Consider the following 24,008-nt stretch of genomic DNA (forward strand, 5'->3'; position numbering starts at 1 on the left):
CCGCGAGGAGCCCCGATGTCCAAGCAGCCTTCGGCCCCCGGCCAGATGCCCGCGCCGCAGAGTCCCACCGAGTTCCTGAGCGAGCACCGCGCCTACGCGGGCACCACCGTGGCCGCCGGCACGCTGCTGGCCCTGGCACGGATCTGGAACGCCCAGGGCGCCGAGCACAGCGTCGGAGCCGCTGGGCTGATGCTGGCCTTCGGGGCCGCCTCCGGATTCTTCGCCCTCAGGAACGAGGAGGAGACCGCCACCGCCGTCTTCTCCTCGATGGCGCTGACCTTCGGCGCCCTGTCGGTCGGCGTCTACTCCGACCCGATCGCACCGGCCCTGATCATCTGGATCGTCGCCGTCATCGCGTCCAGCATCCTGATCGCCCGCTCCCGCCGCGACGACCGCCGTGTGGCCACCGCGTACGCGAACGAGATGGCCGCGCTCCAGGTCGACCGAACCGCGGACATCACCATCGCCAAGATCGACGCCAACACCCGGATCGAGGTGGCCCGCGAGCAGACCGCGGCCGCCGCTGCCATCGAGGAGGCCATCGCCCACCGCGCCGCTCTCGCCAGCGGCCCGCTCGACCCGATCGCCATGCTCCGCGCCTCCGGCCAGCTCCCGCCCCTGCACGTCGTCAAGGACGCCGGCGACGAGCGCCGCACGGCCTGAACCTCCCACCGTTGTCCGGCTATCTGCCGGATCACCTCACCAATCGGAGAAGCAGCGTGTTCAAGAACGAATTCCTCCCCATCCTGATCGCGCTCGCGGTCGTGGGCCTCCTCGTCCTCATCCCGTACCTGACCGTCGGCCACTGAGCCGGAAGGGAGCCAACCGTGAAGATCCGACTGCCTTGGATGAGCCGCCTCGACCGGAACCGCTGGAAGGCGGCACAGAACCTCGGTCAACTTGGAGGGCTCATGGCCCTCTGGCTGGAGGGGCACGTCGCCAGTTGGCCCGGCTACCAGCCCAACTGGGGGCCCGACGAAGAGACGCACGAGCTGATCCCGACACTCGCGGCCGCCAACCGCGCCGGATACGTCACCATCGCCTCCCAGCCCGGCTTCGACCCGGTGAAGGCGTACGACGGTCGGATCTGGCAGCAAAGGGCCGCCGTTGAAGGCTTTGTCTGTGACGGAGACCTGCGACGCGCCCTCGTCGAAGCAGCTGGGAAGGCGGGCCTGGAGTACGAGGTCGCCGACACGATGGACACCGGTGAGAAGGGCATCGTCGTCACCCTGCGGGGCGGAAAGCCCCACACCGGCTTCGGCGGATACATCGACGACTGGAACCTGCGGCACACCATCTGGCGGGGCATCGGCATCGGAGCCCTCAACGACGTCTTCCGCTCCGTACGGGTCACCATCGCCGCCCCCGAGTACGGCGTCGCTGCCGGAGAGCGGGTGTGGGAGGTCCTGAACTCGGTGATCGGCCAGGTGTCCGCCGGCGCCGTGGCCCCGACGCGCACCAAGGAGGGCTGACGCCGTGATCACCACTGTGCTGTGGCTGCTGGCCCAGGTCTCGAACACACCATGCGGCTGCGGCGCGGGGTCCGGCTACGGCTGTCCCAGGTGCGGGGGGTGCTTCTGCAACGGCCCGTGCGCCTGCGGCCATTCCTAGCAGGCGGGCCGACGCCGCTGACGGCTGCCCGCGCCGCCACGCCCGGCCCGGGGGAGCGGGGCGGCAAGGGGAGCCGGGACAGCCCCGGTATCCGAAACAGAGAGAAGGAGGTGGACGCCATGGGTTATTGGGAGATCGGAATCCCGACCATCCTGCCCGGCCAGCAGCCGCAGACGGGCGTCCAGGTTTTCACGTACCCGTCAGCCGGATTCCGCAGCCGAGGAGAGGTCGTCGACCAGGTCCGCACGGACGTCGACACCGACCGCGCTATCCGGCACCGCAGGCAGGCGCACGCCGACGTCGCGGCGATGAAGGTCGTCTGGCACGACCAGGTCTGTTCCCTGTTCTGACTTCGCCCCGGGGCGGGCGGCACCACGACCAAGCAGGTCGCCCGCCCCGGGCCACCCGAACCCCCAATAGAGGAAAGGGCAGTGCCCATCATGACCCAGAACGCAGACGGAAAGCCGACTCCGGGCATCGTGATTCCCCTGGCGGCCGACGTGTCGGTGCCCTTCCCGGAGATGACCGGTGACGAGCCGTGCCGCCAGGACCCGGATTTCTGGTTCCCCGAGCAGGGCGTGAACGCCGGTCCTCCCAAGCTGTTCTGCAACACGTGCCCCGTCCTGATCGAGTGCCGTGCGTGGGCTCTGGCCAACCCGGAACTGACCGTCTTCGGCGTCTGGGGCGGCATGGGACGTTCCGAGCGCAACGCCGTGCGCCGCAACGCGATGAAGCAGTCGGCATGACGAACCCGGTGGACATCACCCAGGCCCTCACCGTGCCCGTCCTGGCTGCCGGTTGGGCGCTGCACGCCAGCCGCCTCCACCGGCGTCTGGACCGCTCCCGCCACGACCCGCTCACCGGCTTGTGGACCCGCGACGGATGGACCAGCCGGGCCGAGCGGATCATTCGCCGCCGCCCCCGCGCCGCGGTTCTCCTTGCGGACCTGGACGGCTTCAAGCCCGTCAATGACGTGCACGGTCACGCGGCCGGCGACGCCGTTCTCGCGGCGGTGGGAAGGCGGCTGACCGCCTGGTGCGGGGCCCACGGAGTTGCCGGGCGGCTCGGGGGAGACGAGTTCGTGGCTGTCGTCGAGGACGACGCTCGCCTGGACGACCGGCTCGCCGACCTCGCCGAGCTGCTGCGCGAGCCCGTCGAGCACAGGGGCGTGACGCTCACGGTCGGCGCCTCCATCGGTGCCGCCCGGCTCACCAGTCTTCCCGAGCCGACCCTGACGGCCGCGCTCACCGCCGCCGACCAGGCCATGTACCGGATCAAGGGCCGCACCCGCCGCGGCCGCCGCCTGCTGCTGGCCCCGGCGCTCGCCGCCCTGCGCAGCCTCCCGCAGCGCCTGCACCTCGCGGCATGACCATCGCCGCACTCCGGCGCCTCCTGGACGAGGAGCAGCCGGAGGTCGTCCGGCCACCCGCCCCCCAGCTTCCGCCCCGTCGCATCCACCCCCACAGCAAGGAGAACACCCAGGTGAACGCCTACGACGCCGTGATCCGGTCCATGCACCGGGACGGCCGAACCCCCGAGCAGATCTCCGCGGACCTAGACGTCCCCCAGGAGGAGGTCACCGCCATCATCGCCACCGAGCAGGGCCCCGGACAGCCCGTCCCGGCCCCGGCGCTCGCACAGATCACCGAGTCCCTGCCCGAGGTCGCCGACCTGCTGACGTGGGCCGCCGCCCACGACGACACCAAGGTCCGTACCGACGGAGAGCAGGCCGCCGCCGTCCTTGCCGCGCTCTTCGAGCGCCGCACCGTCGACGCCGAGCTGGAGCAGATCTCCAGCGAGGAGAAGCAGTTGGAGGAACGCCTCGCCGGACTGCGCGCCCGCAAGAACACGCTCCAGCCCGAGCCCGCCGGCACCAAGCGCAAGCGGCAGGAGCGGGACTACGAGCCCAGCGTCGTCCGGGCCTGGGGCCGCGAGCACGGCTACGCCGTGCCGGACCGGGGCCAGATCCCGAAGAAGGTCCTGGACGCCTGGCGCCAGCGCGAGGACGCGCCGCGACTGGCCGCCGTCAGCTGACCGACCCGCACGCACCGCACGACCCCCGGGGCGCGGCCGCCATCCCGGCCAGGACCACACCGGCCGCCCCTGGGGCCCTCCGAACCCAAGACCCAGGAGAGATCCCCGACATGAACCCGATCCCCGAACCGTCCGTGATCGTGCTGATCGGCGCGAGCGGCTCAAGCAAGTCGACCCTCGCCCGCACCTGGCCCGCCGACTACCGGCTGGGACTCGACTCCTACAGGTGGACCGTCTCCGGCGACGCGGGCGACCAGGAGGCCACCGCCGACGCGGTGTTCCTGCTGGACGCCGTCCTGGAGCGCCGTCTTGCCCGCGGACTCACGTGCGTCGTCGACGCCACGAACAGCCGGGCGGACGTCAGGAAGCGTCTGATCGAGGCCGCCCACGCACACGGACTGCCCGCAGCCGCCGTGGTGATGACCACGCCGCTGCGCCAGTGCCTGGCCCGCAACGCCCGCCGCCCGGACAACCGGCGCGTCCCCGACGGCGAAATTCGACGCCAGTACCGGCAGATCAGCCTCGCCCGGCCGGGCCTGCACGCCGAAGGCTTCGACCACGTCGTCACCGACGACCGGCTGATGCGGCTGCGACCGCTGCTCCAGCGGTCCGCCGAGCGCATCCACGCCGACCACCAGGTCGAGGGCGACCACACCGAGCACGCCCGCCGGGTACTGGCCCGCCGGTTCTTCGGCGAAGACCTGGCACAGGCCTTCCACTGGACGCACCTGCGCCCGAACCACGACCCGATCGGCGCCCTCACAGTCGGCGGCGACGAGATCGTCGTTGCCTACCGCACATGGTTCCCCGACCCGATGGACTGGGGATTCGAGGCGCAGGTGCCGTGCCTGGGAGGCTGCTCCGGCCCGGCCTGGGTGCCGGTACGCAGCCCGATGGACCTCCTCGCCGTCTACGACGACGACTTCCCCGAGGACATCGTGCGGTGCGACCGCTGCTCCGCTGGCGCCACCACCCGGGAGGCGGTGTGAGTACCGCGACGAACCCCGACACGGGCGACGGATTCGACGCGCCGACTCCCGACGTGGCCTACGCCGCTGCCCCCGACTTGCGCCAGGAGATGTACGACGTCATGGCATTGGGCGCTGCCCGGGACGGCCGCCGCCGTGGAGTGGTCGTCGTCCCGTCTGCGGCGGACGGGGCCCTCGCAGAGCGCATCTACCTGTTGCGCCGGGCGGCCCTCCTGGACCGCATGGCCATCGACGACCCCGCCCACGGAGCCCGCGGCTTCGCCAACAAGGCCGCATTCCGTCTCGCCGCCTTCGATCGAGACAACGCGCGACTGGTCGCCGGACCGCACGGCCCGATGTCGATCGAGTTCGACCCCGGACAACGTCCGTACGTCCGCCAGGAGTACGCCGCCTGGACCGCCGCCGGTCAGCCCGGCACCTGACCCGCTCACGGAAGGACGCGACATGGGCCGTCGGCAAGACCGGGCGGATCGTCGACGAGGTGGCCCCCGGGCCCCTCACCGAGGGCCGGTGGACCGTCGTCGGGATCGGCCCGTTGATCGGCCCGGTCCTCTGCCACGGCCACGAGTTGCAGAAGGCCTGAGTGCGGACCGGGCTTGCCACGCTCCGCATAAGTTGATTGAATTAGCAGTGTCAGAGCGTTGAAGCCCCGCTCTGGCGTCGCACACAGGAGCCCTGACCAGGAGAAACATGAACGAGCCCCGTACTGACGTCATGACCCTCGATCCTGACGGCTACGCCCCGGTCGACCACCCCGGCGTGACCGTGCCCGACGACCGGCGCCACTGGTCGGTGAACTGGCCGCAGTACGCGCCGGCGGACATCACGCCGCCCGAGCTGCGGCCCGCTTCACTGGCCCGGCAGGTGCCCGACTGGGCCGAGGCCGCCGTGAAACCGACCGACGTGAGCGACTGGGACCTCCGCCGGTCCAGCGCGTTGGTCCCCTTCGAGCTGGACGCGCAGGGCTGGCCCCTCAACCCGCAGGGCCGCACCGGCCGCACCGGCCGGAACCTCGGGAAGTGGGCCGAGAACGCGGCCGCGGACCCGATCGTCGTCGCGGGCCGCGGCGCCCGGCGCCAGGTCCTGCTCATCACCCGAAACGACATCGGGGTGGAGGCCATCCCGGGAGGCATGGTCGACCCGGGCGAGACCGCCCCGGCGACCCTGGTCCGCGAGCTGCGCGAAGAGACCGGCGTCGACCTCTCCGACCACCCGCCGGTCATCCTCGGGCAGGACCTCGTGGACGACTGGCGCAACACGGATCGAGCGTGGGTCGCCTCCACCAGCGCCCTCTACCTGCTGCCCGCCACGGTGACCGCCGTCGCCGCCGACGACGCCCTGGACGCCAACTGGTACCCGTTCGGCTCGCTCGACCAGCTGGACGCCGCAGTCACGGCCGCCGGACGGACGCTGTACGCCGCTCACCGGCCCCTGCTGCAGCGCGCGCTCGATCACCTCGCCAAGTAGCCCCGACTGGGCGGGAAGTACCCGATCCCGTCCCCACTGTCTGTGCAGCACGACAGCATGAGCCCGGGGCCGAGGGCCCCGGGCTCTGCCACGAAGGGAAGCGCATGAGTAAGGCCAGAGTGGATGAACTCCGCGCGATCGTCCGCGCACACAGGCCGGAGACGCCCGACCTCCGCACGGCTATCCGCGCAGCGATAGACCGGCAGGCGTCCGAACTCCGCACTCGGCGGGAGCCGGACGCTTCGGTGAGCGAGTCGACAGGAAGCGAGACCACCATGCCCGCCACCGATACCCCCGAGGAGCCCACACCGTGACCGCCTGGTCCAGCACTGCCCTCGTCGCCGTCGCCGACGACTACGACCGCGAAATGGGCGACACCGGAGCGCCGCTCGACTCCCGCTTCGGCCGCTACCTCACCCAGCACATGGACGGGCTGTGGGACGAGGACCGTACCGACCCGGCCGCCTTCCTCGCGTGGGCCTGGAACGTCGCCACCGGCCCGGTCATGTCCCCCGGATACGTCCGCATCCGCCCCGACCTCCGCTCTGTCCGCCTCACTCAGTCCCAGCACGACCGCAGCCTCCTCCTCCTGATCGAGACCCCCGTCCAGCACGCCCAGCTCGCCCCCGGCGTCCGCCCGCCGTACGTGATGCGCGACTGGGAGCCCGACCGGTACGCGTCCTTCGACGGCAACCACCTGCCGCTACATGACCCCGAGGACGACTCGAAGCCTGCACTGCTGCTCTCCGCCACCCTGCGCCTGCCCGCCGGCGGCTGGACCCTGCACCAGCCCTCTGGGAAGTGGCCCGTTGAGGAACTGCTCATCGACGACGCCAAACAGGCCATCGCCGTCGCCGTGCGCCACATCAACAGGGAGGCCAGTCCGCGCATCGCGAAGCTGATCGGCGACGAGGGCGGCCAGTGGTGAGCGGCCAGTTGTCCCCGGCCGACATGTCGCACGCCATGCTGATCGCCGTCCTGATGCACCACGGCGGCAGCATGGACCTGCCCACGTCCGCCTTCGAGGCCGACGCCCTGGGCGACGGAAGCGGCGCCCACCACGCCGTACAGCTCGCCCCGCTCGACCCCACCACGATGCGGCTGTCCGTCGTCGCCCGCCCTCCCGGCGGCGACGCCGGGATCGAGGTACGCGACGCGTGAGCGTCCGCCTCCCGGGCCCCCTCTACGCCGCCTTGCAGGTCTGCCACCCCGGCCCCGGGGCCCTGCCCGACTGGCTCCACCGCCGCGTCCCGCGGTGCGCGACCGGCACGGTGGTGGAGCTCGCGGACGACCACGAGGAGCAGCTCGCCGACCTCGTGGCAGCGGCCCTGTGGGAGTGCCAGCAGGCCGAGGGTGATGGGGAGCCGTTCACCACCCTGTTCGCCGAGGCCTGTGACGCCTTTCTCGACTCCCTGGCCGCCGCCCGCCACACTCGAACCCAGACGCCGGAAGGATCTGCCCGATGACCGCTCAGCCCGTCCATCAGCCCGCACCGCCGCCGACCCCCGCGGCCGCCGCCCTGCTGCGTCGGCGGATCGCTGCTCACGACCGTGCCGAAGCGTGGACGCCCGCCTTCGAGCGGGACTGGAACCACGCGCTCGACACGGCCCGACAGACCTTCGACCTGACCCCGTTGCACGACACGATCCGAGAGTGGACCGGGCGCCTGGACACCGCTCCCGCCGTCGCCGCCTTCCTCGCAGGCGGTAAGGACACTTCCGACGGTGTCCCGCTGGAGGACATCCTCGGGGCGCGCGGGTGACGGCCTGGCCCGCCCGCCTGTCCCCGAAGGCCTCCGACGTTCTGGTCCAGCTCCCGCCGGAAGTGCAGGAGATGGTGCGCGACGTGCTCGACATCGCCTCCCGCCAGCCCTGGGGATGGAATCAATGGGACGCGACCGACCCCGAAGGGCGAGATCTGCGTCGCGCCGACATCGGCCCGCTCACCGTCGTCTACTTCGTCAACGAGCCGCGCCAGTACCTCTACGTGCTGGACATCGTCTGGGCCGGGTAGCTCCCGGAAGCCCCCAAGCGTCTGGCTGGCACGGAGGCGCGGGCGGCCGAGGAGAGGGCCGGGGAGTCACCCGAATCTGGGTGACTCCCCGGCTCGCTCGCATTCGGGAGAGCGGAGCGGTCGGCGACAACCGGACGGCGTTTCGTCCGGAATGAATCCACTCGCGAATTTCGGAAGCAGTCTCCGCAGCTCGGGACTTCCTCTCCTTACTCACGCGATCCCACTTCGGCGTACGGTGCTGATCGCCCTGCCGAGTTGAAGGAGTCGTTGTGACCGTGCCGTACGCGGAGCCCGTGCCCGAGCTGACCGCGCCGGTACGCCCCAGCCGTGCCGCCGCGGACGCCGACGTCCTCGTGCCCATTCGCGGCGGCCTGAAAGCCGCAGCCGTCGTCGTCGCTGTCAACGCGGCCGCCCTGGCCGCCATCGGCTTCACCGGCTCCTACCGCTCGGTGCGCGACCTCGCGATCACCTGGGGCTGGGACTGGTTCAGCTACGTCTTCCCCGTCGGCATCGACGTCGGGATCATCGGCCTCATTGCCGCCGACCTCTTCCTGTGCGCCATCCGAGCCCCCGCCCCGATCCTGCGATGGTTCGCATGGGTGCTCACCGTCGCCACCGTGGTCTTCAACGCGGCCAGCGGCTGGCCGGCGGACGGCTCCGCCGGATGGATGGACTACGTCGAAGCCGCCGCGCACGCCACGATGCCAGGCCTGGTCGTGGTCATCACCGAAGCCATGCGCCGGGCCATCGCCCGCCGGGCCCGCATCGCCGACGGCCACGAGTACGAGCCGCTCGGGATCGCCCGCTGGGTCCTCGCCCCGATCTCCACATTCGGCGTGTGGCGGCGCATGCGTCTGTGGGAGGTCTACACACGCTCCGCCGCGCTGGACCTGGAGCGGGACCGGCTCACCCTGCGCGACGAACTGCGCGAGAAGTACGGCAGGGGATGGAAGAAGAAGGCCCGGCCGTTCGAGCTGCGCGCCATGCGCGACGCAACCCGAGGCCTGTCGATCCCCGCCCACCTGATCGCGAACGCCGACCTGTCGGCCGCGAACGCTGCCCCCGCGCTCACCGCGAACAGTGCGAACGCTGCCCCCGAAACCCGTGCCCTTGGCGCCCGACCCGCGAACGGCGCGAACGACGGTGCGTACGTCGAGGAGGCGGGACCCGTGAACGACATGTCGACGAACCCGGCGGCCGCGAACGGTCCCCTCATCGACATGGCTACAGCGCGAACGTCCTGGGAGCCGGCGAGCGAACGCCTGCCGGTCCCGGCCGCCGATCCGGCTCGGGCGATCGGTTCTGACCTGCGCGAATCGCACCGCGAACGCGCGACGGTACCCGCAGCAGCATCCTCGCGGACGGTCGTCAGGAGCACCGTTCCCGCCCCGTACCGCCCGGCCGGTCCCGCAGGCGACGACGGCCGCGAACTGGTGGGCGCGAACGCCGGATCCCTCACCGCGAACACATCCGCGTACGCGGCCGCGCCGACCGTGAACGGCGCGAACGGGTACCGCGAAGACGCCGCCGAGGTCACCGCGGGGGAGGGGCGCGAACAGGCCGCCGAGCGCTACACCGAGGACCGCGCCGGGCGCCGGCGCCTGGCGGAGGACTACCTCCGGGCGAAGGATGCCGAGCAGCCGCCGCCCTCGCAGGCGAAGTTCGCGGCCGCAGTCGGTGTCGCGCCCGCCACCGTGTCCAAGGCGATGAAGGAGTGGCGCGAGGACAACGGCTGAACAGTCGCCGTTGTGTCGACCCAACAATGCGTCACCCGGCACCCCCGCCCCGTTGTTCCGGCACAACAGGGTGGGGGTTCCGCGTTCCTGCCGGGTGTCCGCCGTCGGTGGAGACGCGGGGGGCTCCGCCCCCCACACCCCCGGACCCCCCACAGAGGGGCCGCCAGGTTGTAAACGATCTTGCGGCCGGTGGGTGGTGCCGGTGGGTGGGTCGGCCGGGGCGACCCCTCCGCGGTCGGGCACCCGAGGGGACCACGGCCCGCGCCGGGCCGCCAGGCCAAGCCGCCTGCGGCGGTCGCGCAAGCGCGAGCCCGGCACCCCGACCCGGCCCGTGGTCGGCTGACGCCTGCCCAACCGCGGAGGAGCCACCCCGACCGGGCTGGTCGTGTGGCGTTCCGACGCCGGGTGGAACCCTCAAAAGGCCGTCTGAGCTGCGGGTTTGGCTTGACGCAGGCCCCAAAACTTGATTAAATTAGCAGTGTCGGAAAGGGGCGGGAATCCCGGACCGGCATCACTGAGAATCCTCAACGAAACGGACACCCTCATGAAATTCGACATCGATGCACTCGGCGGCAACCTCCAGCTCGAAGACGAGGGGGCCGAACTCCGGCCGGTCTTCGACCCGAGGCTCCGCTACTACATCGTGCAGCTCTGGAAGGACGGAGAGCCCGCCGGAATCCACGGACGGCACGGCAGCTTCCGCTACCCCGACGAGCCGCTCATGGCGGTCGACACCTACCTCGCCGAGAAGGGCATTCGCGCCCTGACCCACGAGGAGAAGGCGTGGCTGTATGCCGGTCTCGTGCACGCCAAGGGCGGCCCGGACTGGGAGATGCTCCTCCTGGCCATCACCCAGGACCAGTAGCCGCAGCCGCGACAGATCTCCGCCGGGATGGGCGGGGGCGGGAATCCCCGCCCACCCCGGCGGCCCCACCGAGAAGCCTCAACTGCCGAAGGAACCTCATGACGAACCCCTGCCCGGCCGCCGCCAACTTCCTCGTCATCGTCGACGACCAGAGCCCGAGGGCCCGCAAGGTGGTGTACGTCGAGCGCCAGGCCGACCAGCCGGAAGCGCGGCAGCTCCAGTGGGACGAGCTGGTGGACGAGTGCCTCGAAGTCGAAGGGCGCGTCACCCTCCTGCTCTTCACCGCTGACAGCAACACCCACGCCGCCCGGCTCGCCGAGCGCGAGTACGCCGTCGGCAATGCCGCTGCCCGCATGGGCGAGGTGATCGACAGTCACCTGAAGCGCGGCAACATCGGGTGGATCGCCATCCGCATCGCGGACGGCGGCAGCGACGGCGAGCTGTACGACCGCTGGGAAACCGCTCGGGCCGCCCAGGCGGACCCCGAGCGATGCACCTACCTCCAGATCTCCCCGGCGTTCCCGTGGACGCCCGGCATGTGCAAGGAGCACCTGGAGTTCGCGCACCACATGCAGCACGACTGCCTGGTTCACGGCGCCCCCACCTGCCGCCACTGACCTACGGCCGCCGCCGGTGACACGGGCGGGGCGGGAATCCCGCCCGCGTCACCGGCCCGGCTGCCCACCACCGAACACCTCAACGAGGAGAGACGCATGACCACAGCGACCCTGGCATTCCGGCTCGGAGAACCCGACTGGGAGTGCCGCTACCCCGTCCTGATCGGCGACGACGTCGTGATCGGCGCCGTCTTCCGCTGGCACCGCGACTGGATCGCACTCACCAGCCAGGGTGATATCAACCTCGGCCGCCCCGAGTCGGGAAACCGCAGCGTCCGCAAGGCCGCCGCGCACGCGGCAGCGGCCCACGTGGTCAACGAGTACGCGAACGGCCGCATCACGGTCATGTCCAGGGAGGCCGTGACGTCCCCCGTGCCCGTCCTCGCCGGGCCGGTGCCCCTGCTGCACCCGCGGATGCCGGAGACCCCGAACAACATCAAGACCGCGAAGGAAGTCACGGCCGTGGTGCGGCAGCTCCGCTTCACGCCGTTCACCGGCTTTGCTGGCAGCGACAACCCCCAGTGGCAGGAGTGCCAGTTGTGCGGCTGGCAGGGCCCGCGCTACTGGTCGCACCAGCGGCGCTACAACGGCCGGAACCCGAGCATCCACCGGCACCCGGCATCGCTGAACCCTCCGGCGCCCGCCGGGTGCGTCGGTGAGGAGAAGGTCCGCGAGCTGATCTCCCTCTACGGGAAGTAGCCGCCGCTCCCGCCCGCCGGGCCCGGAGTCCACCCGGGTCCGGCGGGCTCGAACAAGGCGTCTGAGCTGCGATCGAGGCTTGACCTGAACGTCAATACTTGATTGAATTAGCAGTGTCGAAACGGGGCGGGAATCCCGGACCGGCAACAGGGCCCCCGGGCCGCACCGATCACCTCAACAGTGAAGGGCACCAGATGACGACTCCGACCACATCCCGGCTCGATAGCCTCACGGCCGGCGGGACCAGCGACGTCTTCGGTCGCATCCGCCTCGGCGACGGGAACTACATCAACCTGCGGACCCTGCCCGGCGGCGACGTCATCCCCCAGGTCTACCTGTGGCCCGGCGTCACCGCCCCCGACTCATGGGGCGCGAGCGTCAACGCCTGGCTCCAGGGCGGCGAGATGGGCACCTACTACGCGTACGTCCCCGTCGAGGCCGTCCGCGACCTCATCGTCCAGCACGGCGGTGAGCACGCCGACCAGGACGGGCCCGGCGTGCCGCCGCAGGCACTCGGGGAGACGGCCGAAGCCATCGCGACCCGGGCCCTCGCGGCACGCGGGCTCAAGGCGACCACCGACCGGGATGCGGGCAATTCCTGGCTCGTCATCGACCGTGACCAGGCCGACGACGCCTACCCCAACGCGGCCGGACACGTTGCGCTCTACGTCTACGACCCCAACGGCGACGGAGAGGTGACGGTGGACCGCGCCCCGGACCCCGCCCGCCAGATCTGGGCTGCGGTGGTCACCGACGAACGCGGCCACCAGCGGCTGCTGATCGACTCGCCCGCCGAGCAGGTCGAGGACTGCATCGAGGCCATCGCGCGATGGGTCGCCGCCCGGACGCACGCCGAGGCGGTGAAAGCCCCCCTGGTCCAGCTCCGCGCCGCGGGCATCGAGGGCATCACCAGTTGGGACTCCGGCATCGACTTCGTCTCCATCCGGCTCGATGACGACCGCACCCTCCGCTTCACCGGCACCACCCTGGGCAAAGCGAACGGCATCCGCGACGACGGAAGCATCCGTCACCCCGTCAGCGACCACGCGAGTTGGCGCGTCGAGGTGGAGAGCCCCGCCGGGTCCTTCGACCTGTACGACTCCCACGGCTGCAAGCTCAGCTACGAGGAGGACACCGCCGCCCTCGTAGCCGTCATCACCGCACTCCACCAGCGCTGACCACCGCAGGCCCGGCGGGGGAGCGGGCGGGAATCCGCTCCCCCGGTTACGGCGCCACGCCGAACACCTCACCCGAACCAACTGACCCGACCGGGCCGGCGGGACTCAGGTCCCGCCGCCCCGGCAACCGGCCGCAAGCAAGCCACAGGCTCACCCAAGGAGCACACGTGATATTCACCCTGGTCATTGAGTACGCCCAGGTCGACTTCGAGGCACCTGCGCCGGACGTGCCGGTCACCGTGGGCGCGACCTTCGAACTCCCGCTGGACGGCTACGTCGTAAGCGCGGAGGTCGACGAGGTCACCATCACCTATCCCGTCTCGCGGATCTTCCTGTCGAGCCCGGCCCCCAAGGGCCGGAGCTTCCGGGGGATCGTGGCCGACCTTGAGCGAACCGAGTACGCCAGCAACGTGACCGTTCGGGACCTGGACGACGACGGAGACGACTGACCGGCGCCAGTCCGGTGGGGGAGTGGGCGGGAATCCCGCTCCCCCACCCAGGCACCACCGAACCTCAACGAAGAAGGGCTTATCTGATGACCAGCGCACCGCGACTCGACGGCCTCATTGCCGACCTGCGCAACCGGTTCGAGGACGGCTACAGCGACGACGACATCCGGAGCGTCTTCGGTCGCATCCGCGAGGAGGGCGGCCCGTACCTGGTCTGCGTGTGGGACTACGTCGACGAGTACGGGTTCGGGGGTAACTCCGAGTTCTACGCCGCGGGCGAGAACAGCCATCTCTTCGAGGTCACGCCCGACATCTACCGGTGGCTCAGCGGCCGGGAGGCGACGCCCGGCCCCGTGGACACCTGGGTATGCGCGCAGGTCGCTGAGCCGACCGAATTTCCCGTTTCCGACGACTTCCACAACTACGCCCGGGCCGACCGGGCCGGGTGACCGAAGCCGATCCGGTGGGGGAGCGGGGCGGGAATCCCGCTCCCCCGCAGCACACCGAGAACACCTCAACCAGCGGAGGAAGCATGGACGACAGGTACCAACTGTTCACCGTCGACGGCAGCACGACCCACGGCCCCTATCCGGCGCGCCCGGTCACGTCCTCGTGGAACAGCTACGGCAAGATCGCCGTCACGCGGGGGGTGGCCGAGAAGATCGCGTTCGACCTCAACGAGGGCGACGCGGGATGCGGGCTGACGGCCGAGTGGCGCGGAGCCGACCTCGCGTTCGTCTGGGACGTGCGCCACCGGGGGGACGAGGGAGAAGAGACCGTCACGCCGGGCCCCGACGGGCTGTACGAGATCGGAGGCCTGTGGCCCTGGATGCCGTGGGGCGGCGACGACACCGCCGGCCAGCAAGCCCTCCGGGCGTTGGAGAAGCGGGGGATCATCGCTGACTACGAGTTCTACGACGGACAGGCGTGGCTGGTCATCACCGTCGAGCGGAAGGGCGACAGCCCCGCGGAAGAGGACGCCCGGTGCCTGCTGCTCGCCCTTCACGGCGAGGACCCGTTCGAGGACAACGACATCAACCGCCCGGTCTCCCAGGCGGACCGGTGGCGCGTGTTCCCTGACACTTTCGATACCGAACCGCTGATCGAGGGCTCCGCCGACGAGCTGCACCAGTGCGTCGAGGCCATCCCTCATTGGTTCGGCGCACCGCAGGACTGACCCGCGCCGGCGGGAGACAGCAAGGCGGCCGACGGGGCGCAAAAGCGTGGGAATCCCGTCGGCCGCAGTGCCCGACCACCGAGGGCCCTCAACAGGCCACGAACCGAGCACGTCAACATGGTAGTCGCGTCCCGCACACACCAAGGAGCAGTCACCCGTGAAGACCATCGACGGCCGCGAGTTCGCCACCCGGGCCGAGCTGTCCGCCCGCGCCGGGTACAGGGGCGACGCCACCCTCCGTGCGCTGTGGGCGGAGCGCAAGAGCAACGGGCACCCGCCCGCCCGCCAGGTCGGCCGTGCCCTGTACTGGGACGTCGAGGTATGGGAGCGGTGGCACGTCGAGCACCGGCGCCAGGGCAACGGCGTGGACTACAGCGGCAACGCCGACGAGGAGCTGCCCCCGGCGGACCAGGCCAAGGTCCTCGGGATCAGCGTCAGCGCGATCAGCCACTACCGCGACAACCCGCCGCCCGGGTGGCCCGCGCCCGTGCGCGTGGAGGAGCTGGAGAGCGGCCGTACGCGCGAGTACCGCACCCGGCGCCAGTTGTGGGCGTATGCCGACGCCGGGCCCCGGGCCGGAACGGCAGGCCGCACGCCGGCGACGGGCCCGGACCCCCGGGTCGCCCTGGCGGTCGAGGCCCTGGCCGCCGCGCCCGGCCGGAAAGCGGGGGAGACCGCCAAGGCCCTCGCCGAGCAGCACGGCGGGCATTGGACCACCTGGAGGGCGGCCGTCACCGAAGCCCGCAGGCGCGGCTGACCGGTGCGCTGCGGAGCGGCCGGTCGGCGCCGCGCCCACGGGCCGGGGGCCCGACCGCTGGTTGTGGCTCCGCCTTGACGCAACCCCCGGTGATTGATTGAATTGGCAGTGTCAAACCGGGGCGGGAATCCCGGATCGACACCTGCCGAGGACCTCAACAGCAAGGAGAACGCTATGCCGATGTACGAGCGCACCGAGGACGGCATCACCGCCTGTGTGACCGAGGCGAAGGGTCTGGCCGAGGGGCGCGCTGCGATGCTGGATCGGGTGACCCTGCGGGAGCACGTCCGCATGATCTCCGAGGAGGCCGGTGCCTACGACATCACCTACAAGGACGACCGGCACGTGATCCTGATTCCCGTCGATGCGGTGCCGGAGCCGACCGGGGAGCCGGTTGGCGAGGGCGACGAAGACGGCGAGGGCGACGACTCGGTGTGCGAGGGTCACAGTGGCGACGACGACCACGACCTCCTGCGCGGCGTCGGCATCGGTGAGACGACCTACTGTGACGGCTCGTGCAGGCCGCGGCGGCCCCGCCATCCCTTCGCCGTGATGATCGGCTACAGCCAGGCCCGCTTCGCCGACCGTGGTGCCGCCGAGCGCTGTGCCGCGCACTACGGCTCCACCGTCATTGCCGACTGACCGCACGCGAACGGCCCGGCTGGTGCTGGTCGCCAGCCGGGCCCCGCTGTAACCGGACCCGGCGGCGAATCGCCGCAGAGTCGCAGCCCCGTCGCCCGGTCCGCCTCCCAGTCGGCCGGAGCCTCGGAACCGAAATGAAAACATCGTGTGACCTGCGTGAAGGCCTTGACGCGACTCATGAAACTTGATTGAATTAGCAGTGTCGGAAAGGGGCGGGAATCCCGGACCGGCACCACCGAGAAGCCTCAACGACAGGACCACGGCACATGATCGAGACCGACCCGGGAGAGCCGACCCCCGAGACCTGCCTCCGGGTGGCACGCGAGGCCGCCGCACTCGCCGCCGCCGCCGACGACAAGGCGCTCAGTTCCGCGTGCCGCAGCACCTCCAGCACCGAGGCGCACCGGGAGGAGGTCATGTTCGCGGTGGCACGGGAGGCCGCCGAGGCCGAGCGGCACGCCGCCCGGGCGGAGCAGTGGGCGGCCGACCCGAGCATGCCGGGCAGCTCGCTGCGCTACTGCGCCACCGGCGCAGTCGACTACGCCGTCCGCGCCCAGGAGGCGGCCGGGGTCGAGGCGACGGCCGCCGCGCTGCGCATCGAGCTGGAGCGCAAGCTCACGCCTCAGGAGCGCGCCGGGCGGGAGAGCGAGCACCGCCGCGCCGAGGCCGAGCGGGAAGCCGAGGACCGGGCCGAGACCGGCATGGACGCCGACAACCGCCACCTGGCCCGGATGAACGCCTACGTCGCCAAGAGCATCGTGCCCGCACTCGGCTGGACCGCCGGGCACGTGCGGGTGCTGGAGGCCGCGGAGACCGGCCGCCTGTACGGGTGCGACGGACAGGCCCGGCAGGCCGCCGCCTACGGGGTGTGGAGCGGGGGCCGCAAGGTCAGCCGGGAGCGCACGCAGGCCCTGGGGGACGCCGGGTTCCTCTTCACGGTCGCCGAGGCCGACGGCGTCCAGCGGCTCGTCCTCACCCCCGTGGGGCAGGTCGCCCTGGAGCTGGCACGGCTGCACCCGCAGGGCCTGTACGAGAGCGACAAGGCGGCGTACGAGGCCCGCTTCGCCCGCTGCGCGAAGCGGCAAAAGCGCATGGACGACAAGAAGGCCGCCGCACGCCGTCTTCCGGCCCTGGAATCCAGCATCGTGCGCCGCTTTCGGCGGCCGGTGACGCTCGTCGAGCAGGAGGCCCGCGCCGCGCGCGAGGCCACCGAGCAGTGGGAGGACGAAGGCGGCTACTGCCCCAGCGTCGAGACGCCCCGTCCGGCCGCCGAGGAGAGCACCGCACGGTGCCCCTGCTGCGGGCTGCAGAAGACGACCGTGTCCGGTGTCCTCGCCCCTCACAAGCCCACCCGCGCAGCGGTCGAGGACTGCCCCGGCAGCGGACTCCGCCGCGGCGTTGAACCCCGTGTCGAGGACGCGCCGGCGGCGGCCGCCGAGCCCGCCGCGGCGCCGGTCCCCGCTGGGCCGTCCCTGCCGCCGGGTATGTACTTCATGCCGCTGCCGTCGACTCTCTACCGCGAGTGGTGGGGCATCCAGTGCGGCCGATGCCGTGGAGGCGTCCGCATCCTGCTGTCCGGCGAGTGGCCCGACAAGTTCGAGGCCGCGGACGCGGCCCGCGAGCACTTCGAGGACGCTCACCGCTCGCCCGACGATCTGCTCACCTCGGAGGACATCGCGGAGGTGGAGCGCTGGCCGTTGTCGGCCGCGCAGCGCACCGTGCTGCACTGGGCCGAGCACGCCGAACTCGCCGAGTACGACGACGGTTTCTGGGCCCTGGACTGCGTCCCGGACCGCTGGGACGTCAACAAGCGCGTGTCACGTTCGCGAGTGACCGGACTGTGGGCTGCCGGACTGCTGGACGTGCACCTGGACGGCAACGGCCGCCGCCGTCTCGTGAAGTCACCGACCGGCCGGCGGGTGGCCCGACTGTTGTTGAGCGCGAGGAACCAGGGCTTCGCCGAGCCCGCCGCGAAGGACGCCCGGCTCGCCCCGCTTCCGAAGCGCAGTGGCGGCTACCCGCTGCAGTCCGAGGGTCGCTACTTCAAGGGCGAGCAGCGGCGCGAGCAGGCCCCGGCCCCGGCGGAGGCCGCGCCCGCTCCCGACGCCGCTGAACCGGCACCGGTGAAGCCGCAGAGGGCCGCAGCAGGCGCCGACCAGCCCTTGTTGCGGCGCCTGTTCGCCCCGCGCGCCGGACGAGAGCAGCGGTCCTTGCACGACGTCCGTACGGTCATCCGGCGCCCGCAGCGTGTGCTCACCCCGGAGGAGCGCGAGCGGGTGAAGGACGTGCGGCTGCTCAACCTCCAGGGAGCCCTGATCATGGGCATCACCGACCCGGTGCCCAACGCGTCGCCGATGCCGGAGGACGCCGGAGCGTGGGTGCGTGAGCACGCGTGGCCCGCGCACTTCCAGGAGATGGAGGACCGCTACCCGTTCGGCTTCCGCCGCTGGAGCATGTGCGAGCGGGGCACCTGCTGGAACTGCCTCAACGGGCGGTGTGACATCTGCGTCCACCGGCAGCAGGGCGGCCCGGACGTCGACAAAAACCAGGACTGGGTGACCAACCACCAGGGACGCCACATCGCCAAGTTCATCCCCTGGCCGGGCGGCGAGCCGTGCGTGTGGTGGTGCCGGTGCGAGTGCGACAAGGACGGCCCTGCACCGGCCCGGCCGGCGGGGAAGAAGAGGCCCGCTCCGGCGGCTGCGCCCGAGCCCGCTTCCGTACAGGCCGAGGCGCCCGTGCAGGCGCCCGAAGGGGACGCGGTGCAGGCCGTCTTGTGGTGACGCGGGGGGCGCTGCCCCCCACACCCCCCGGCCCTCTCTCCAAGGGGGCGGGGGGGACGGACGCCGACCTGGCGGTGAGTGGGTGGTCCAGGGGTGGGGGCGGCCGGGGGACTCCCTCGCCGGACGGGCACCCCGAGGGGGCCACAGCCCGCGCCGGGCCGCCAGGCCAAGCCGCCTGCGGCGGTCGCCTTCGGCGAGCCCGGCACCCCGACACGGCCCGCGGCGGCTGACGCCTGCCCGACCGACGAGGGAGCCCCCCGACCGGGACCGTCGTACGGCGCAGCCGCGCCGGGGCAAAAACACGGCCTGACCTGCGCAAACACCTTGACCTGACCCCTTGAACTTGATTGAATTAGCAGTGTCGGAACGGGGCGGGAATCCCGGACCGGCGCCACCGAAAAGCCTCAACGATCAAGGGCCGAACATGAGCGACGTACGAGACGACACCGCAGCGGTGGACGAGGAGGGACGCCCGTACGCGAACGGCTTCCGACCCGCCGTGTACGAGTGGGACGGCTGGGCGTGCGACGTGTGCACCGTGTGCGCGGCCGGGGCCGCCTGCGCCGACTGCCAGGCCTGCACCGACTTCGCCGCCCCGTACCCGCCGCACTGGGCGCGTGATTGGGAGGAGGGCGAGCCGGAGCGCGGCATCGAGGTGTTCGGCGGCCCGGGCGGCATGCCCACCGGGCGGGAACTCGTGGACAACAGCGGCGACTGGGTACTGATCGAGTGGAACCGCGACGCCGCGGCGACCGCCCGGGCCGCCGGTCACTACGTGGTCGAGGCGGACGTCCGCACGCTCGACCCCCGCCACCCGGCCCTGCGGGGCGTGCGCCGCTTCCACGGATCCCCGCCGTGCCAGACCCTCTCCGGCGCGGGAAAGCGCAGCGGGTGGGACTCCGACGAGGTCGCCCAGCTCCACGCCATCATGTGGCAGGCCGGCGAGGTCTTCGGCTTCCTGGAGGTGGACGACCTGTGCAGCCTCTACGGCGGCCCCCACGGCTACTTCGGCGGCGGCGACGTCCTGGACGGCATGGAGGACCACCCCGACGCCGACGGCTGGGGCGAGCTGTGCGGCGGCGGCCACGTGCCCCCCTCCATGAGCCCCGACGACTTCCGGAAGTGGGCGGCCGACGTCGTGACCGACGACCGTACGGCGCTCATGGCCGAGATGCTGATCTGGCCCATGTGCCTGATCCAGATCGGCGCCCCGCTGATCTCCATCACGATGGAGCAGAGCGCGAACCTGCTCAAGCAGTCCCCGGCCCTGGCCGAGGCGATCCAGTCGGAGATCACCGGCGACGGCTTCGGGTGGGCCTGGTGTTCGTGGCAGGTCATCGACGCCGCCGACTTCGGCGCCGCCACCCACCGCGAGCGCGCATGGATGGTCGCCACCCGCTACGACTGGCCCCGCTACGCGGACCAGGTCGACGGCGGCACGGCGGCCCGCGAGATGTGGGGACACGTCCTCAAGCGCACCGGGGCCATGCCGAGCTGGACGCCGGAACTTAACCGCCGGATCGAGCCCTACCAGGGCCGCCCTGCCCTGCCGAAGGTGACCGTCGCGGCCGCACTCAACCTCCCCGAAGACTGGTGGGCCGACACTCGCGGAAAGCGTGGAATCAACCCGGCCACGGGCAAGCCCAAGGGCGGCGGATCCTTCCCGCTCAACGACGTCGGCCCGTGCGTCACCGCCCCTTGGTACGGCATCAAGTTCCGCCCCGCCAACGTCCCCCAGGGCGAGGGCACGCACACCATCACCGCCCCCGAACTCGGCGCCCTGGTGGGCTTTCTCCGGGACTACCCGTGGACCTACATCCCGGTCCGCAAGAACGCCCGTGGCATCAGGAACATCGCGCAGATGATCGCTGACCCCGTGAGCCCTTTCGTCAGTGCCGCCGTCTCCGCCGCAGTCCAGGGAACGGACTGGTACGAGCCGACGATCGCCTACCAGGCGAAGGTGTACCAGCTCCCCACGACACCCGTTATGGGGCTCGCGCAGCCCGCAGAGTTCGGCCAGTTGAGCCTGTTCGCCGAAACCAGCACGACCAGCCTGCTGCACAAGCTGTTCGCCCCGCGCACCCCGGAGCCGACCACCGATTGGAAGCGTGCCGTCTGACAGCCGGACGCGGCGAGAGGAACATGCCGAAGGGCCCCGCATTGCGGGGCCCTTCGGCATGCGCGGGGGAGGGAGCCGGTCAGGACGACACGCCACTGCCCGCCGTCTCCCCGGTCCCGGCAGCCGCAGCCTGCGCCGGGAGCGTCGCCGCCGGCGAGACGTCCTCGGCGGCCGGAGCAGGTGCAGGAGCGGCGGACGCCGTCCCGCGCGAGCGCCTGCGCACCCGGGGCCGCTTCGCAGGCTCGTCGGCACCCAGCTCTTGCAGCTCTTGAGGCGTCCAGCCCGCAGCCTCAGCGGCGACGTAGGCCTTGCCGTAGGGCTCGTCCAGGGCGGCGAGCTGCGCCAGGAGATCACCGCGTTGCGCGAGGATCTGCGCCAGCGGCTCGATGACCTGTTCGCGGGCAGCCGTGAGGGCCCTCATTCTCGTCAGGATGTCGTCAGCGTTTGCCATACGGTGATCGTAGTGTCCCGCGGGTGCGTGACCGGCAGCGCGCACGACAAGCGCCCCGCTCAGGTGCTTCTTTGACGCTGGATCACGACCAAACCGCGCTGGATGATGACGCAGTAACCACCGGCAGCCAGTTGTGGCTTAATGGAACATTAAGCCGGTCTCCGCGACGGACTATGGCGCTCCGCTTGTCCGTCGTGGATGGGTCCGAGGACGGACCGGGGTATGGCAAAGCGATGGCTTGGGGGCCGCGATGCAGCGCGTTCGACGTCGTGAGAGGCAAGATGAGGCGCCGAGGAAGCGGCGTGTGAATCTGGCATTCAATGAGGCTGAGTTGGCGATCCTGCAAGAGGCTTGCCGACGCGAGAACATGGCTCCAGCAGCGTGGGCAGCGCGCGCTGCGCTGGCTGTCGCAGCCGAGACTGTGGTGCCAGTCTCTGTTGACGCCAAAGAGGTTCTGCAGGAGCTGCTCAAGTCGCGTGGGCAACTACGGCGGATTGGGAACAACCTCAACCAGGTGGCGCATGTGCTCAATGCCGATGGCGAAGTTACCAATGCACAACTCAACGCGGTTCTGGCCAGCGTGCAGCATGCTGTGCGCAGAGTTGATGAGGCCACGCTGCAGGTGATGAGGGAGCGGCGGCCGCGCTCGTGATTCCGAAGGAAGCAGAGCCGGGCAACGACACGGCCGGACTGCTCTTCTACCTCTACGGCCCCGGCAAGCGTGACGAGCATGAAGACCCGCACCTGGTTGCGGCCTGGGACTCTGGCATCCCCGACCCCGGACGGTCGGAGGACTTCTCTATCCCCGATCTCGCGATGCTCATGGACGCGCCCGTACGGGCCTTGCTGGGCAAGAAGCCGCCGTTGCACGTCTTCCACGTACCAGTGCGAAATGCTCCGACGGACCGGGTGCTGACGGACGCCGAATGGGCGCGTGTCGCCCGCGAGATGATGCACGCCGCCGGCATCGCCCCGGATAGTGACGATCAGGGATGCCGGTGGGTAGCTGTGCGTCATGCTGCCGATCACATTCACATCGTGGCGACCCGAGCCCGCGAAGACGGACGGCAGCCGGACACGAGCTGGAGCAAACTGCGGATGCAGGAAGCCGCGCGCCGGTTCGAGGTCGAGTTCGGGCTCAGGCGACTGACTCACGGCGACGGCACCGCACGCAAGTGGCCCAAGACTGGAGAGGCGGAGAAGGCGGAGCGTAGGGGGCTGTCGGAGAACCCTCGTAAGACGTTGCAGCGCGTCGTGCGCGAGGCTGCGGCCACGGCCGCCAGTGACGCGGACTTCTTCGAGCGACTGGCCACGGCTGGGCTCCGAGTGAAGAAGCGGATTGCCCCGGACGGCCACGTGACCGGGTACTCCGTAGCACTGCCCGGAGACCGTAACCGCGAGCTGAAGCCGGTGTGGTTCCCGGGAACCCGTCTTGCGGCAGATCTCTCCCTCCCGCGAGTGCGCGAGCGCTGGAGCGGGCCACCGGTGAACACGTCGGTCACGCCGGCGGCGATGTGGCGTGCGGCAGCGGAGAAGGTGGCTGCTGCAGCTGACCAACTAGGCGCCGGTGGACTGCACGAGGGCGCCGGAGACGTCGCGGCGCTCGGTGACTTGATCGCGGTGTCTGCCGTCGTTGCTCCGTATCTGGTACGCAGCCAGATGCGCCGGGCCGCGTACGAGTTCGAGCGGGCAGGCCGGGCCCCTTCCGCGCGGCAGATGGAGGGTCAGGCGCGCGAGCTGTACCGGGAGTCGTCGTACGTTCTGTCGCGGTCGGTGTCGACGGTTGGACGCAACGACACGGTGGCCGCGCTGGGCTTCCTGCTCGCTCTGGTGACCGCTGTGCAGGCATCCCAGCGATGGCACGATGCGCAGGAGCATCGGGCCCAGGCGGAGGCTGCTGGACGGGCCGGGCGGCTGCTGCACGAGGCCGTCGAAGTGACCACCGGTGCGAACGCAGCGCGCGCCTACCGGCCCCGCAGCAAACGGGGAGCGGTCAGCAAGGGGAGCGGGCGTCGTGCGGCCGCGGCGCCCAGTGCCCGGCTGATGTCCGGGGTCGTCCAGGAGGCGGTTGCCGACCACGCTCGCGAGGTCCTGGCTGACCCGGCGTGGCCCGCCCTGCGAGCGCAGTTGGTCGAGGTGGAGAAAGCGGGCGAGGACCCGGCCGAGGTCCTGGCAACGGTCGCCGCCCGACGGGAGTTGACCTCAGCGGACTCCGTTGCGGAGGTGCTTGTATGGCGGCTGGAGGGATGGCGACGGCAGCGCAGCTCCGTGGACGTCGCCTCCGGACGTGCCACTCCTGCCGCGCCCGCCGGCAGCCAAGGGCGGTCCGGTCCGGCCAGCAAGCAGGGGACGCCCCAGTCGGCGCGGCAGACGCCCGGCGAGGAGCAGCAGCGCAAGGGCCCGAAGCAGGGTCGCTAACGA

Annotated in this window: 29 protein-coding genes; 28 read left to right on the plus strand and 1 reads right to left on the minus strand. The window is 71.2% G+C overall.

Annotation, left to right across the window (positions count from 1 at the left end; genetic code table 11):
- Positions 1–15: 15 nt before the first annotated feature.
- The 26 genes from ACFY3I_RS40160 (at position 16) to ACFY3I_RS40285 (ending at position 21,136) form a co-directional block, all read left to right on the plus strand.
- Complete coding sequence (locus tag ACFY3I_RS40160) at positions 16–663, plus strand: hypothetical protein (protein ID WP_390865892.1); 648 nt, start codon at positions 16–18, stop codon at positions 661–663.
- A gap of 164 nt (positions 664–827) precedes the next feature.
- Positions 828–1,472: a DUF6919 domain-containing protein gene (locus tag ACFY3I_RS40165; protein WP_390865893.1), complete on the plus strand. Its 645-nt coding sequence runs from the start codon at positions 828–830 to the stop codon at positions 1,470–1,472.
- A gap of 258 nt (positions 1,473–1,730) precedes the next feature.
- Entirely contained in the window at positions 1,731–1,961 is a 231-nt protein-coding gene (locus ACFY3I_RS40170) for a hypothetical protein (RefSeq protein WP_390865894.1), read from the plus strand.
- A gap of 90 nt (positions 1,962–2,051) precedes the next feature.
- Positions 2,052–2,357: a WhiB family transcriptional regulator gene (locus ACFY3I_RS40175; protein WP_390865895.1), complete on the plus strand. Its 306-nt coding sequence runs from the start codon at positions 2,052–2,054 to the stop codon at positions 2,355–2,357.
- A complete protein-coding gene (locus ACFY3I_RS40180; protein ID WP_390865896.1) occupies positions 2,354–2,980 on the plus strand; it encodes a GGDEF domain-containing protein in 627 nt (208 codons plus the stop codon). Before ACFY3I_RS40175 ends, ACFY3I_RS40180 begins: the two co-directional genes overlap by 4 nt.
- Entirely contained in the window at positions 2,977–3,645 is a 669-nt protein-coding gene (locus ACFY3I_RS40185; protein WP_390865897.1) for a histone-like nucleoid-structuring protein Lsr2, read from the plus strand. Before ACFY3I_RS40180 ends, ACFY3I_RS40185 begins: the two co-directional genes overlap by 4 nt.
- Before the next feature lie 110 nt (positions 3,646–3,755).
- A complete protein-coding gene (locus ACFY3I_RS40190) occupies positions 3,756–4,634 on the plus strand; it encodes an AAA family ATPase (RefSeq protein ID WP_390865898.1) in 879 nt (292 codons plus the stop codon).
- Positions 4,631–5,056: a hypothetical protein gene (locus ACFY3I_RS40195; protein WP_390865899.1), complete on the plus strand. Its 426-nt coding sequence runs from the start codon at positions 4,631–4,633 to the stop codon at positions 5,054–5,056. The genes ACFY3I_RS40190 and ACFY3I_RS40195 overlap by 4 nt, the downstream gene beginning before the upstream one ends.
- A gap of 292 nt (positions 5,057–5,348) precedes the next feature.
- On the plus strand, positions 5,349–6,101 hold the full coding sequence (locus tag ACFY3I_RS40200; RefSeq protein WP_390865900.1) for an NUDIX domain-containing protein: 753 nt from the start codon (positions 5,349–5,351) through the stop codon (positions 6,099–6,101).
- 310 nt (positions 6,102–6,411) lie between these two features.
- Complete coding sequence (locus ACFY3I_RS40205) at positions 6,412–7,029, plus strand: hypothetical protein (RefSeq protein WP_390865901.1); 618 nt, start codon at positions 6,412–6,414, stop codon at positions 7,027–7,029.
- Complete coding sequence (locus ACFY3I_RS40210) at positions 7,026–7,262, plus strand: pRL2-19 (RefSeq protein ID WP_390865902.1); 237 nt, start codon at positions 7,026–7,028, stop codon at positions 7,260–7,262. The genes ACFY3I_RS40205 and ACFY3I_RS40210 overlap by 4 nt, the downstream gene beginning before the upstream one ends.
- Positions 7,259–7,567: a hypothetical protein gene (locus ACFY3I_RS40215; protein ID WP_390865903.1), complete on the plus strand. Its 309-nt coding sequence runs from the start codon at positions 7,259–7,261 to the stop codon at positions 7,565–7,567. Before ACFY3I_RS40210 ends, ACFY3I_RS40215 begins: the two co-directional genes overlap by 4 nt.
- A complete protein-coding gene (locus tag ACFY3I_RS40220; protein WP_390865904.1) occupies positions 7,564–7,863 on the plus strand; it encodes a DUF6247 family protein in 300 nt (99 codons plus the stop codon). The genes ACFY3I_RS40215 and ACFY3I_RS40220 overlap by 4 nt, the downstream gene beginning before the upstream one ends.
- The gene (locus ACFY3I_RS40225; protein ID WP_390865905.1) at positions 7,860–8,114 is read left to right on the plus strand and encodes a hypothetical protein; all 255 of its coding nucleotides are present in this window, start codon (positions 7,860–7,862) and stop codon (positions 8,112–8,114) included. Before ACFY3I_RS40220 ends, ACFY3I_RS40225 begins: the two co-directional genes overlap by 4 nt.
- A 269-nt stretch (positions 8,115–8,383) precedes the next feature.
- Complete coding sequence (locus ACFY3I_RS40230; RefSeq protein ID WP_390865906.1) at positions 8,384–9,850, plus strand: DUF2637 domain-containing protein; 1,467 nt, start codon at positions 8,384–8,386, stop codon at positions 9,848–9,850.
- A 544-nt stretch (positions 9,851–10,394) separates the two neighbouring features.
- The gene (locus ACFY3I_RS40235; protein ID WP_390865907.1) at positions 10,395–10,715 is read left to right on the plus strand and encodes a hypothetical protein; all 321 of its coding nucleotides are present in this window, start codon (positions 10,395–10,397) and stop codon (positions 10,713–10,715) included.
- Positions 10,716–10,813: 98 nt separating this feature from the next.
- Entirely contained in the window at positions 10,814–11,332 is a 519-nt protein-coding gene (locus tag ACFY3I_RS40240; RefSeq protein WP_390865908.1) for a hypothetical protein, read from the plus strand.
- 96 nt (positions 11,333–11,428) lie between these two features.
- Positions 11,429–12,031 (plus strand): hypothetical protein, encoded by a 603-nt coding sequence (locus ACFY3I_RS40245; protein ID WP_390865909.1) that lies wholly within the window; start codon positions 11,429–11,431, stop codon positions 12,029–12,031.
- A gap of 194 nt (positions 12,032–12,225) precedes the next feature.
- Positions 12,226–13,209, plus strand: coding sequence for a hypothetical protein (locus ACFY3I_RS40250; RefSeq protein ID WP_390865910.1), 984 nt, complete (start codon positions 12,226–12,228; stop codon positions 13,207–13,209).
- 167 nt (positions 13,210–13,376) lie between these two features.
- The gene (locus ACFY3I_RS40255; RefSeq protein WP_390865911.1) at positions 13,377–13,658 is read left to right on the plus strand and encodes a hypothetical protein; all 282 of its coding nucleotides are present in this window, start codon (positions 13,377–13,379) and stop codon (positions 13,656–13,658) included.
- 86 nt (positions 13,659–13,744) lie between these two features.
- On the plus strand, positions 13,745–14,107 hold the full coding sequence (locus ACFY3I_RS40260; RefSeq protein WP_390865912.1) for a hypothetical protein: 363 nt from the start codon (positions 13,745–13,747) through the stop codon (positions 14,105–14,107).
- Between the two features lie 83 nt (positions 14,108–14,190).
- Entirely contained in the window at positions 14,191–14,835 is a 645-nt protein-coding gene (locus ACFY3I_RS40265; protein WP_390865913.1) for a hypothetical protein, read from the plus strand.
- A 157-nt stretch (positions 14,836–14,992) separates the two neighbouring features.
- Entirely contained in the window at positions 14,993–15,592 is a 600-nt protein-coding gene (locus ACFY3I_RS40270; RefSeq protein WP_390865914.1) for a hypothetical protein, read from the plus strand.
- 180 nt (positions 15,593–15,772) lie between these two features.
- Positions 15,773–16,234, plus strand: coding sequence for a hypothetical protein (locus tag ACFY3I_RS40275; RefSeq protein ID WP_390865915.1), 462 nt, complete (start codon positions 15,773–15,775; stop codon positions 16,232–16,234).
- A 266-nt stretch (positions 16,235–16,500) separates the two neighbouring features.
- Entirely contained in the window at positions 16,501–19,017 is a 2,517-nt protein-coding gene (locus ACFY3I_RS40280; protein WP_390865916.1) for a DUF6248 family natural product biosynthesis protein, read from the plus strand.
- Between the two features lie 424 nt (positions 19,018–19,441).
- Positions 19,442–21,136: a DNA cytosine methyltransferase gene (locus tag ACFY3I_RS40285; RefSeq protein ID WP_390865917.1), complete on the plus strand. Its 1,695-nt coding sequence runs from the start codon at positions 19,442–19,444 to the stop codon at positions 21,134–21,136.
- 79 nt (positions 21,137–21,215) lie between these two features.
- Here the strand turns inward: ACFY3I_RS40285 and ACFY3I_RS40290 are convergent, their stop codons facing one another.
- Positions 21,216–21,587, minus strand: a complete 372-nt coding sequence (locus tag ACFY3I_RS40290) for a hypothetical protein (protein WP_390865918.1) — start codon at positions 21,585–21,587, stop codon at positions 21,216–21,218.
- Between the two features lie 250 nt (positions 21,588–21,837).
- Between ACFY3I_RS40290 and mobC the strand changes: the two genes are divergently transcribed.
- The gene (gene mobC / locus ACFY3I_RS40295) at positions 21,838–22,239 is read left to right on the plus strand and encodes a plasmid mobilization relaxosome protein MobC (protein ID WP_390865919.1); all 402 of its coding nucleotides are present in this window, start codon (positions 21,838–21,840) and stop codon (positions 22,237–22,239) included.
- Complete coding sequence (locus ACFY3I_RS40300) at positions 22,236–24,005, plus strand: relaxase/mobilization nuclease domain-containing protein (protein ID WP_390865920.1); 1,770 nt, start codon at positions 22,236–22,238, stop codon at positions 24,003–24,005. Before mobC ends, ACFY3I_RS40300 begins: the two co-directional genes overlap by 4 nt.
- Positions 24,006–24,008 lie beyond the last annotated feature (3 nt).

It is taken from the genome of Streptomyces sp. NPDC001068 (assembly GCF_042897315.1).
GTDB lineage: Bacteria > Actinomycetota > Actinomycetes > Streptomycetales > Streptomycetaceae > Streptomyces.

Coding starts and splice junctions, on each gene's coding strand:
- ACFY3I_RS40220 (WP_390865904.1), top strand. CDS start 7,564: ATGACCGCTCAGCCCGTCCATCAGCCCGCACCGCCGCCGACCCCCGCG.
- ACFY3I_RS40190 (WP_390865898.1), top strand. CDS start 3,756: ATGAACCCGATCCCCGAACCGTCCGTGATCGTGCTGATCGGCGCGAGC.
- ACFY3I_RS40180 (WP_390865896.1), top strand. CDS start 2,354: ATGACGAACCCGGTGGACATCACCCAGGCCCTCACCGTGCCCGTCCTG.
- ACFY3I_RS40280 (WP_390865916.1), top strand. CDS start 16,501: ATGATCGAGACCGACCCGGGAGAGCCGACCCCCGAGACCTGCCTCCGG.
- ACFY3I_RS40175 (WP_390865895.1), top strand. CDS start 2,052: ATGACCCAGAACGCAGACGGAAAGCCGACTCCGGGCATCGTGATTCCC.
- mobC (WP_390865919.1), top strand. CDS start 21,838: ATGCAGCGCGTTCGACGTCGTGAGAGGCAAGATGAGGCGCCGAGGAAG.
- ACFY3I_RS40240 (WP_390865908.1), top strand. CDS start 10,814: ATGACGAACCCCTGCCCGGCCGCCGCCAACTTCCTCGTCATCGTCGAC.
- ACFY3I_RS40250 (WP_390865910.1), top strand. CDS start 12,226: ATGACGACTCCGACCACATCCCGGCTCGATAGCCTCACGGCCGGCGGG.
- ACFY3I_RS40260 (WP_390865912.1), top strand. CDS start 13,745: ATGACCAGCGCACCGCGACTCGACGGCCTCATTGCCGACCTGCGCAAC.
- ACFY3I_RS40275 (WP_390865915.1), top strand. CDS start 15,773: ATGTACGAGCGCACCGAGGACGGCATCACCGCCTGTGTGACCGAGGCG.
- ACFY3I_RS40265 (WP_390865913.1), top strand. CDS start 14,191: ATGGACGACAGGTACCAACTGTTCACCGTCGACGGCAGCACGACCCAC.
- ACFY3I_RS40285 (WP_390865917.1), top strand. CDS start 19,442: ATGAGCGACGTACGAGACGACACCGCAGCGGTGGACGAGGAGGGACGC.
- ACFY3I_RS40290 (WP_390865918.1), bottom strand. CDS start 21,587: ATGGCAAACGCTGACGACATCCTGACGAGAATGAGGGCCCTCACGGCT.
- ACFY3I_RS40160 (WP_390865892.1), top strand. CDS start 16: ATGTCCAAGCAGCCTTCGGCCCCCGGCCAGATGCCCGCGCCGCAGAGT.
- ACFY3I_RS40170 (WP_390865894.1), top strand. CDS start 1,731: ATGGGTTATTGGGAGATCGGAATCCCGACCATCCTGCCCGGCCAGCAG.
- ACFY3I_RS40200 (WP_390865900.1), top strand. CDS start 5,349: ATGACCCTCGATCCTGACGGCTACGCCCCGGTCGACCACCCCGGCGTG.
- ACFY3I_RS40235 (WP_390865907.1), top strand. CDS start 10,395: ATGAAATTCGACATCGATGCACTCGGCGGCAACCTCCAGCTCGAAGAC.
- ACFY3I_RS40185 (WP_390865897.1), top strand. CDS start 2,977: ATGACCATCGCCGCACTCCGGCGCCTCCTGGACGAGGAGCAGCCGGAG.
- ACFY3I_RS40245 (WP_390865909.1), top strand. CDS start 11,429: ATGACCACAGCGACCCTGGCATTCCGGCTCGGAGAACCCGACTGGGAG.